This is a genomic window from Actinomadura sp. BRA 177, assembly GCF_013372625.1.
Lineage (GTDB): Bacteria > Actinomycetota > Actinomycetes > Streptosporangiales > Streptosporangiaceae > Spirillospora.
Genome location: NZ_JABXFD010000591.1, coordinates 1 through 9,565, shown reverse-complemented (window position 1 = coordinate 9,565; position 9,565 = coordinate 1). Strand labels below are relative to the sequence as shown.

Annotated in this window: 9 protein-coding genes and 2 pseudogenes; 7 read left to right on the top strand and 4 right to left on the bottom strand. The window is 71.1% G+C overall.

Annotated elements, in window-relative coordinates; genetic code table 11:
* Positions 1–81 precede the first annotated feature (81 nt).
* Entirely contained in the window at positions 82–231 is a 150-nt protein-coding gene (locus tag HUX53_RS43210; RefSeq protein ID WP_369009226.1) for a DUF2000 family protein, read from the bottom strand.
* A 64-nt stretch (positions 232–295) separates the two neighbouring features.
* On the opposite strand from HUX53_RS43210, the gene HUX53_RS33520 reads away from it, so the two are divergent.
* On the top strand, positions 296–1,096 hold the full coding sequence (locus tag HUX53_RS33520; protein ID WP_309237551.1) for an AraC family transcriptional regulator: 801 nt from the start codon (positions 296–298) through the stop codon (positions 1,094–1,096).
* Between the two features lie 18 nt (positions 1,097–1,114).
* Positions 1,115–2,121, top strand: a pseudogene (locus HUX53_RS43205) (ADP-ribosylglycohydrolase family protein).
* Positions 2,122–2,127: 6 nt separating this feature from the next.
* Here HUX53_RS43205 and HUX53_RS33510 read toward each other — a convergent pair.
* Complete coding sequence (locus HUX53_RS33510) at positions 2,128–2,547, bottom strand: TIGR03668 family PPOX class F420-dependent oxidoreductase (protein WP_176407272.1); 420 nt, start codon at positions 2,545–2,547, stop codon at positions 2,128–2,130.
* A 462-nt stretch (positions 2,548–3,009) separates the two neighbouring features.
* On the opposite strand from HUX53_RS33510, the gene HUX53_RS43200 reads away from it, so the two are divergent.
* Positions 3,010–3,222, top strand: a complete 213-nt coding sequence (locus HUX53_RS43200) for a zinc ribbon domain-containing protein (protein ID WP_369009225.1) — start codon at positions 3,010–3,012, stop codon at positions 3,220–3,222.
* Between the two features lie 204 nt (positions 3,223–3,426).
* Here HUX53_RS43200 and HUX53_RS33500 read toward each other — a convergent pair whose 3' ends face one another.
* On the bottom strand, positions 3,427–4,071 hold the full coding sequence (locus HUX53_RS33500; protein ID WP_176407270.1) for a class II aldolase/adducin family protein: 645 nt from the start codon (positions 4,069–4,071) through the stop codon (positions 3,427–3,429).
* 142 nt (positions 4,072–4,213) lie between these two features.
* On the opposite strand from HUX53_RS33500, the gene HUX53_RS33495 reads away from it, so the two are divergent.
* On the top strand, positions 4,214–5,131 hold the full coding sequence (locus HUX53_RS33495; RefSeq protein ID WP_176407268.1) for a carbohydrate kinase family protein: 918 nt from the start codon (positions 4,214–4,216) through the stop codon (positions 5,129–5,131).
* On the opposite strand, the gene HUX53_RS33490 is transcribed toward HUX53_RS33495, so the two are convergent.
* Positions 5,128–6,678 carry an AMP-binding protein gene (locus HUX53_RS33490; RefSeq protein ID WP_176407266.1) on the bottom strand — a complete coding sequence of 517 codons (1,551 nt, stop codon included), beginning with the start codon at positions 6,676–6,678 and terminating at the stop codon, positions 5,128–5,130. The genes HUX53_RS33495 and HUX53_RS33490 overlap by 4 nt on opposite strands.
* Positions 6,679–6,936: 258 nt before the next feature.
* Here HUX53_RS33490 and grpE point away from each other — a divergent pair, with 258 nt between their 5' ends.
* The 3 genes and pseudogenes from grpE to HUX53_RS33475 form a co-directional block, all read left to right on the top strand.
* The gene (gene grpE, locus HUX53_RS33485) at positions 6,937–7,644 is read left to right on the top strand and encodes a nucleotide exchange factor GrpE (RefSeq protein ID WP_176407264.1); all 708 of its coding nucleotides are present in this window, start codon (positions 6,937–6,939) and stop codon (positions 7,642–7,644) included.
* Between the two features lie 7 nt (positions 7,645–7,651).
* Complete coding sequence (locus HUX53_RS33480; RefSeq protein ID WP_176407262.1) at positions 7,652–9,235, top strand: Hsp70 family protein; 1,584 nt, start codon at positions 7,652–7,654, stop codon at positions 9,233–9,235.
* Between the two features lie 13 nt (positions 9,236–9,248).
* Positions 9,249–9,565, top strand: a pseudogene (locus HUX53_RS33475) (hypothetical protein); the annotation flags it as partial.

Genomic DNA, 9,565 nt, shown 5'->3' with positions numbered 1-9,565 from the left:
TCATGCCCGGCCGAACCGGCCAGATCGGTCATGCTCAACGTCACTGTGAAGAAGATCCCGTTCTCGCCCTGCTCATGCTGCTTAAGTCTCGTTCGTCCCGTGTGTCACACCAGTTTGGCAGAGAGGGACGCCGCCCGCCACGGCGCTGGCTAGGAACGCGGTGACGTTGAGCCGCTGCCAGGCTGCCAGGTCGTCCCTGACCACGATCCCGATCTTGGTGTCGAAACGCATGCGGCCAAGGGTGCCCTCGCCGGACGGCGCTCGTCTTGAACGCTGGTGCGCCAGAATTGGACGCGTGGACTGGAGCCGGTACTGGCGGTCGTCCGACCGTCCCCTGGAGGCGATGCACGCCCACTTCGAGCGGCACGTCTACCACCGGCACAGCCACGAGACGTACTCGTTCGGCGTGACCGAGGACGGCTACCAGGCGTTCCGCTGCCGGGGCGGCGCCCACACCAGCGCGGCCGGGATGGTCATCGCGTTCAACCCGGACGACCCGCACGACGGTCACGCCGCAGACGAGCTTGGTTTCACGTACCGGATCGTGCACATCGGCCCGGAGCTGGTCTCGGACGTGCTGGCCGATATCGCCGATCGTCCGGCCTGGCTCCCGCTGTTCGACTCACCTGTGCTCAATGACCCTGTGCTTGCGCGGAACCTGCGCGGACTGCACGCGGCACTCCTCGGCACCGCGACGACGCTCGCAAGGGACGAACTGCTGACCGCGACCGTCGGGTCAATGGTCGGCAGGGCTGCCACCCAGCGGCTGCGCCCATCGGACGGCGGCGGCTTCGTCGAGCGGGCCAGGCGGCGCATCGAGGACGCATTTCTGGACGACATCGGCGCCGACGAGCTGGCGGAGGCGGCGGGGTGCAGCCGGTTCGCGCTCTACCGCGGCTTCCGGCGGGCGTATGGAATGGGGCCGAGCGACTACCAGCGCCAGCTCCGCCTGCGCGCGGCCCGTCGCCTGCTCGTCCAGGGAGACGCGATCGGGGACGTCGCGGCCCGCACCGGGTTCGCCGACCAGAGCCATCTGACGCGCTGGTTCGTCCGCTACTACGGCATGACACCCGGCCGCTTCCAACGCGCGAGTTAGGCGCGAGATTGAGGAAGAATGCCCGCTATGAGACGGGCGAGCGGGGCGATGTTCGGGCTGGCGTACGGCGACTCACTGGGGGCGCCGACCGAGTTCCTGACGATGAAGCAGATCCACCGGATTTTCGGCGACCACGGGCCCACGCAGCTCGACGGCGATCCTGCGCTCGTCACCGATGACACGCAGATGGCGATCGCGGTCGGCCTCGCCCTCCTGGACGCCCTGGCCAACCCGCCGTTCACCCCTGACCTCATCATCCCGATGTGGCGGCGGCACTTCATCGACTGGCTCAACAGCCCCGACAACAACCGGGCGCCCGGTAATACCTGCCTGCGCGCGTGCCGGAACCTGCAAGCGGGACAGCCGTGGGTCAAGGCGACCGTGGCGGGCTCCAAGGGTGCGGGGCCAACATGCGGGTCGCGCCGGTCGGTCTCGCCCCTGGCCTGTCGGACGAGACGCGGGCCGGCGCGTCCCAGCTCCAGGCCGCCCTCACCCACGGGCACCCGACCGGGCTGGCCGCCAGCGAGCTGACCGCGTTCGCCGTCCGGTGGCTGGCCGACGGGATGGAGCCCGCAGACCTGCCAGCAGCACTCCGCGCGCGCTGCCACGACCAGCGCACCACCTACCACGAGCGCTGGCTCGACACCCTGTGGCAGCAGCCCGGCATGGACACCCCGGAGGACTTCATCGCGCGCGGCTGGGATGAGTGCCTCGACGTCCTCGACCGCCTGGACGAAGCCGTCCGGAGCGGCGACCGCACGTCCGACCCCTGCCAGATCACCGGCGCGGGGTGGGTCGCCGAGGAGGCCCTGGCCACCGGCCTGCTCTGCTTCCTGCTGTTCCCGGACGAGCCGGTCGAGGCGATCTGGCGCGGCGCGGCCAGCTCCGGCGACTCCGACTCGATCGCCTGCCTGGCCGGCGCGTTCGCCGGCGCCCACCTCGGCATGGACGCCTGGCCGGACGAGTGGTCCACCCGCATCGAGTACGCCGACGACCTCGCCAAGCTCGGCCAAGCCTGGAACTGACCAACGCTAGGACGCCGACCAGCCTGTCCAGGTTTCGATGGATATCGCTATGACCGGGCCCTCGGGCGGGTGGTCGCGGTACTGGGTGTAGCGGTCCGCCAGGAGGCGGACGGGTTCGGCCATCCGCGACGCGTCCTCGACGATGGACGCGTGGCCGTCCACGCGGACCCACCAGAGGCGCAACCAGTCGTCCTCATAATGGTCGGCCAGTAGGGCGACCCGGGGGTTGGCGCGGATGTTGGCCAGGCGCCGTAGATCCCGCGTGCTTTTCGGCTTGTGGTCGACGGCCGTGTAGACGCTGCCGCGGTGGACGGCGAACGTCACGGGGACGAGGTGCGGCCGTCCGTCCTCGCCCACGGTCGCGAGGCGCACGATCGGGACGGTCGTCAACAACCGGCGCGCGTCGTCCAGTGAGAGCTTCGGCACGCCCTCACCCTGTCACGTTCCGGGTTTTAGCGAGGACCCCGGTCCTTAGGAAGACTCCGTTGCCCAACTCGGCGCGCCTGTGCGCCCGGAGATCGTTCTTCTTCAGGGCCGGGAGGAGTCGCTTCCCCCATACGCAGCGCGTCAGCGCCGCCTTGGCCAGCCCCCGGACACCCCATGGCTTTGTAATGATACAGTCACAGACTGTGGAACTGGTGGGGCTGGTCAAACTAGCGGCGCGGCTGCTGAAGCAGCGGGCGCGCCGTGAGGCCCGGCACGTCAACAACAAGAATTTCCAAGCAGGTCGTCGCCGTCGCGGCACGCACCGGACGCGGCATCGCACTCGAAGAGCTGAGTGGGATCCGCGGACGGGTCACGGTTCCTCGCGACCAGCGGGCGCGCCTGTCCTGTTGACCCTTCCACCAGGTGGGCGAGTTCATCGCCTAGAAGGCCCGCCGCGCCGGTGTGCGCTTCATCGAGGTGGATCCGGCCTACACATCGCAGCGCTGCCCGCGCTGCGGCCACACCGACCGCGGCAACCGCCGCAGCCGGGATCATTTCTGCTGTCGTCGGTGCGGTCTCGCTGGGCCCGCCGACGTCGTCGCCGGGGTCAACGTGCGCGACCACGCACGCTCGGCGTGGGTATTCGTCAACATGCCCCAACCCGCCTCCACATAGCGTGAGGTGGGTGGATGCGACCCGTGACCGCCCCGTCGTAGCGGGCAGTCGGGAGCGTAAACAAAGCCCCCAGGGACCGAACGAGCAAGCTCGGTCCCTTCAGGGCCGAGTAGTTGACTCCTGGAAGTCCGGCCTCGCTTCCTCGAAGTTGTGCGCGGTGAGGTGGGTATGGAGCTGGGCGAGTGTAACCTAACAAGCGTTAGGTTACACTCGCGGGAACTCCGGGGGCGTGAGGCCGCGCTCGACCACCTTCGCCAGCTCGACGTCCGTCAGGATGCGCGGCTCGCCGATCATCTTGGCCCGCACGTAGACGCCGCACAGCCATTCGAGGAGCCGCGCGTTCTCGAACGCCTCGTCCAGGTCGCGGCCGATCGTGACGCCGCCGTGGTTGGCCATCAGCGCGGCGCGCTTGCCGCCGGCCATGGCCGTCCGGACGTTCTCCGCGAGTTCGGGCGTCCCGTAGGTGGCGTACTCGGCGACCTTCACCACGCCGCCCAGCAGCAGCGTGTTGTAGTGGATCGGCGGCAGTTCGGACATGGTCGTCGCCACGACCGCGCCGTAGGTCGAGTGCGTGTGGACGATCGCGGCCGCCGGGGTCGCCGCGTAGAGCGCGAGGTGCATGGGCGTCTCGGACGACGGGGCCCGCTCCCCCTCCACGAGCTGCGACGACAGGTTCACGACCGGGCAGTCGGCGGGCTCCATCCGGTCCAGCATCATGCCGCCGGGCGTGACCGCGACGAGGTCGCCCGACCGGACGCTGATGTTGCCCGACGCGCCGGTCACGAGGCCGGTGTCGGCCAGCCGGCGGCCGATGGCGCACAGCTCATGCCGTTCATCCTTCAACAACATGCGAATACCTCTCACGTTCCGCGGTCTATACCGCGTACGCTACGGCCCTGACGATCATCGAGTCCTTTTCCTCCGGCGTGTTGCGCCGACCGGCACCCGCCGCGTCGACCGAGGATGAAAAGGGCTCGCAAAGGGGCCCGTCATGACCGTTGTCACTCTCGGCGCGCACATCCTGGACGTGCTCGCCCGTCCCGTCGAGGGCATCCCGGACGGCCAGGACACCGTGGTGGTGGAGCAGATCCGCGTCACCGCCGCGGGCGCCGCCGCCGGCACCGCGGTGGCGCTCGCGCGGCTCGGCAACGACGTCATCTCGGTCGGCGCGGTCGGGGACGACGACCTCGGCGACCTGCTCGTGGCGATCATGACCCGGAACGGCGTGGACGTGACCGGGCTCGTCCGGCGGACGGCCGACCAGACCAGCGCGTCGATCCTGCCGATCCGGCCGGACGGCGGGCGCCCCAGCTTCCACGTCCCGGGCGCCAACCTGACCCTCACCACGGGCGCGGTCGGGCCCGGCCTGCTCAGCGCGGCGGGCGTCGTGCACCTCGGCGGGCCGGACGTCACGTTCGGGCTCAACGACCCGGCGTTCTTCGAGATGCTCGCCGCCGCGCGCCGCACCGGCACCGTCGTCACGATGGACCTGCTGTCCAACATGCCCGACCTGCTGACCGGCGCCGCCGCGTTCCTGCCGCATGTCGACCACTTCCTGCCGAACGAGGAGCAGGCCGCCGCGATGACCGGCGAGACCGATCCCGAGAAGGCCGCTCAGGCGCTGCTCAAGCAGGGCCCGAGCACGGTGATCGTCACGCTCGGCGCGGAGGGAAGCCTCGTCGCGACCGCCGGCGGCGTCCACCGGCTGCCCGTCCTGCCGGTCGAGGTGGTCGACACGACGGGGTGCGGCGACGCGTACTGCGCCGGGTTCATCACCGGGCTCGCGCAAGGGCGGGACGTCCTGGAGGCGGCCCGCTGGGGCACCGCGGCGGCGGCGACGGTCGCCCAGGGGCTCGGCTCCGACGCGTGCCTCACCGACCTGGACGCCGTCCTCGCCCTGCTGGACTAGATCTTCTGCTTCTGGTCCGCCCAGTACGGGTCGCGCAGGAGGCGCTTGTAGAGCTTGCCCGTCGGGGTCCTCGGCATCTGGTCGACGAAGTCGATCGAGCGCGGCGCCTTGTACCCGGCGAGCGAGGCACGGACGTGCTCGATCAGCTCGGCCGCCGTCGCGTCGGACGGGTCGCCGTCGTCGGCGAGTTCGACGGCGGCCTTCACCTGCTCGCCGAACTCCTCGTCCGGGATGCCGAACACCGCCACGTCCCGGACGGCCGGATGGGTGATCAGCACGCCCTCGATCTCCGCCGGGTAGATGTTCACCCCGCCGCTGATGATCATGTCGATGACGCGGTCGGCGAGGAACAGGTAGCCGTCCTCGTCCAGGTAGCCGACGTCGCCGGTGGTGAACAGGCCGTCCGCGCGGTGCATCGAGCGGGTCTTCTCCTCGTCGCCCCAGTACTCGACGTCGTCGCCGCTCGTGTACCGGAAGAAGATCTGGCCGCGCTCGCCGGCGGCGGCGGGCTCGCCGTCCTCGCGCAGGATGTGGACCTCGGTCGTCGGCAGCGGGAGGCCGACGCTGCCGGGCTTCTTCAGCCACTCCTCCGCGGTGATCACGCTGTTGACCGCCGCCTCGGTGGAGCCGTAGTACTCGTGCACGACCGGCCCCAGCCAGTCGATCATCCGCCGCTTGACCTCGGGCGGGCAGGGCGCGGCGCCGTGCCAGACGGCCGCGAGGCTGGAGCCGTCGAACGCCGCGCGGGTCTCCTCGTCCACCCGCAGCAGCCGGACGAACTGGGTCGGGACGAGATGGACGTTCGTGATCGCGTGCTCGTCGATGAGCCGCAGCGTCTCGGCCGGGTCGAAGTCCCGCCGGATGACCACCGAACGCCCCCTGAGCAGGAACACCAGCGACCACAGCCACTGCGCAGAGTGGTAGACGGGGCCGACGAGCAGCGACCGCCCGTCCGGCGGGATCCGCAGGACCTCCGCGAACACGTCGCCGATGAGGCTCGCGGTCTCGATCGGGGCGCCGGCGGCGAGTTGCTTGCGGCTCACGCCCTTCGGCCGTCCGGTGGTGCCGGAGGTGTAGAACATCGGGAAGCCCATCACCGGGTCGGAGATCTCCTCGCCCGTCCCGGTCGCGAGGAACTCCTCGTACGGGGTGAAGCCCGCGACGGCGTCGCCGAACGCGACGCGGGCGTCCAGGTCGAGGCCCTCGGACGCCTCGCGCGCGACATCGCCGAACGCGTCCTCGGTGAACAGGACCCGCGCGCCCGCGTCCGTCAGGACGTAGCGCAGCTCGTCGGCCGTCCAGTGCCAGTTGACCATCACGTAGCGGAGCCCGATGTGGCCGGCGGCGCACATCAGCTCGAAGTACTCGCGCCGGTTGCCGGAGTGGATCGCGATCGCGTCGCCGGTGGCCAGCCCCAGCCCGCGCAGCGCGTTCGCCAGCCGGCCGGTTCTCGCATCCAGCTCCCGCCACGACGTGCTGCCTCGTTCGTCGGTGATGGCGGGTTCGTCCGGCTTGGCGTCGGCGTACGGGCGGAGCAGTGCGGCCATCGGCCACCTCCTGGAACGCGGCAAAGTCCTGAAATGCGACTCTAGGACCGGTTCGCCGGAAAGACCAGGTCAGCACGCGGATCGCGCGGCCGCGGCGCCCCGGGGCCTGTTTCCGCGCCGTTACCCGGACGTGTCGTCCCGAGAAGACGAAGCCGCAAGTCGGTGCTGGAATGACGGGTACGGGTCAAACTAGAGTCCAGACAAGGTCATCACCAGGGCCTGTCGTACGCATGCCGTCCAGCATTAAGGTAACCGCACGTGTCGAGGGACGGGGAACCCCCAGTCAACGAGGACTCCGGAGCCGAGGGCGCCGAGCCGGCCTGCGCCGGGACCGGGGCGGACGGCGCGGACGGCGCGGCGTTCCGCGCCGGCGTCCGGGACGCTCTCGCCGGGCTGGCGGCGCGGCTGGACCGCGAGCACGAACGGGCGGCGCACCGCGAGGCCGTGATCGACCGGCTGCACGAGGAGAACCAGCGGCTGCGGCGCGGCGAGCTGCAGGGGATGCTGGAGCCCGTCCGCGCGGCGCTGTACCGGCTGCACGACCAGGCGCGCCGCGAGTCCGACCGGCTCGCCGCGCCCGAGCTGGCCGAACCGCCCGACCCCCGGCAGACCGCGCTGCTGCTGGCGGCGCTGGCCGACGACGTCGCGGACGCGCTGGCGCGGCTCGGCGTCGAGCGCTTCACGGTCGAGGCCGGCGCGCCCTACGACGCGTCCCGGCACCGCCCGGTCGCGGTCACGCCCGTCGCCGACCCGCTGCGGGACGGCACCGTCACCGCTGTCCAGTCCGACGGGTTCGAGCAGAGCGGCAAGGTGCTGCGCAAGGCGGCGGTCAGCGTCGGGAAGCTCGACGAGAACGGATCCGGGGCCGCGGTCAAAGCCGCCCCAAGTCGCCACGGCGGGGCGGAACGCGGCGAGACGCTGAACACCGGACGAGCACAGAATTCAGGACTCGGGACCGACAGGTGAGAGGGACATGGCTGTCTACGGGATCGACCTCGGAACCACGTACTCCTGCATTGCCTCCATCGACGATGTAGGGCGGCCCGCGGTCCTGCGGAACCTGGAGGGCACCGACACCACGCCGTCCGTCGTCTTCTTCGAGAGCGGCGAGAACGTCGTCGTCGGCGCCACCGCGAAGGACACCGCGGTGCTGGAGCCCGACAACGTCGTCAGCCTGATCAAGCGGGACATGGGGCGGGACGTGACGCGGCCCATCCACGGGATCGACTTCACGCCGGAGGAGATCTCGGCGTTCGTCCTGCTGAAGCTGGCGACGGACGCGCGCACCACGACCGGCGAGGACGCCCGCGACGTCGTCATCACCGTCCCGGCGTACTTCGGCGCGGCCGAACGGGACGCGACCCGCAAGGCGGGGCGGATCGCCGGGCTGAACGTCATCGACATCGTGTCCGAGCCGATCGCCGCCGCGATCACCTACGGCGTCCTCAACCCCGAGCAGGACCGGACGATCCTGGTGTACGACCTCGGCGGCGGGACGTTCGACACCACCGTGATCGCGCTGCGCGAGGGCCACATCGAGGTCGTGTGCACCGACGGCGACCACGAGCTGGGCGGCGCCGACTGGGACGCGCGGCTCGTGGAGCACCTCGCCGAGCGGTTCCGGGCCGAGCATCCCGACGCGGGCGACCCGCTCGACGACAAGCAGACCGAGCAGCAGCTCCGCCGGGACGCCGAGGACGCGAAGAAGGCCCTCACGACCCGCACCGCGCACACCGTCCGGGTGATGCACGGCGGGCGGGTCGCGGCGGTCGAGGTGACGCGGGAGAAGCTGGAGGAGCTGACCAAGGACCTCCTCGACCGCACCGTGGAGATCACCGGCCGGACGCTGTCGACCGCCGCCGAGAAGGGCGTGGACGACTACGACGACCTCGTCCTCGTCGGCGGGTCCACGAAGATGCCGGTCGTCGCGGCGCGGCTGGCGACCGAGCTGGGCCTCACGCCCCGGCTCCAGGACCCCGACCTCGCGGTCGCGAAGGGCGCGTCGCTGTACGCGTTCGAGGAGACCTACCGGCGGCTCGTCCGGGAGGGCGCCGCCGAGCGCGCCGAGGAGATGGCGACCCGCGCGGGCCTGTCCGCCGAGCAGCAGAAGCAGATCGCCGGACGACAGATCAAGACGGTCGCCTCGCACGCGTTCGGGATCGTCGTGGTCGACCGGGAGACCGGCGCCGAGAACGTCGCGCACCTCGTGCACGCCAACGACGAGCTGCCCGCCGCGAAGACCGAGGACTTCTTCACCGTCTACGACGACCAGACGTCCGCCGACATCCGGGTGATGGAGCAGGCCGGCGTCGTGGAGTCCGGCGACCTGATCGACAACACCGAGATCGCGACCGGGGAGATCCGCGTCCCGCCGGGCAAGAAGGCGGGCTGGCCGATCGGCGTCACGTTCGCGCTCGACTCGTCCGGGCTGCTGAACGTCACCGCCGTGGAGAAGGAGACCGGCGAGAAGCTGGAGCTCAAGGTGGACGTCGGCGGCATGTCCGAGGAGGAGGTCGAGCGCTCCCGGAAGGCCCTCTCCCGGGTCCAGGTCAGCTAGCGCGGAGGCGCCCGTGGCGTTCGACGACGACTACCGGCGGGAGGTGCTGGAGCCCGCGCGGGCGGCGGGCGACCAGCCTCCCGAGGACCTGCGCGCCCGGTACGCCCTGGCCGAGCCCCTCACGGCGGTCGCCGTCGCGGCGCGGGTCAAGGAGGTCCGGCAGTGCTGGCGGCGGGCCCGCGGGCAGCTGAAGTACCGCAAGCTGATCGACCGGCTGGAGGCCGAGCACCGCGAGCTGGCCCCGCTGTTCGCCGCCGCCGAGCGCGGCGACCTGCGCCCGCTGGAGGCGCGGCTGCGCGGCGGCGCGGAACGCACCGAGCGGCGCCGCGG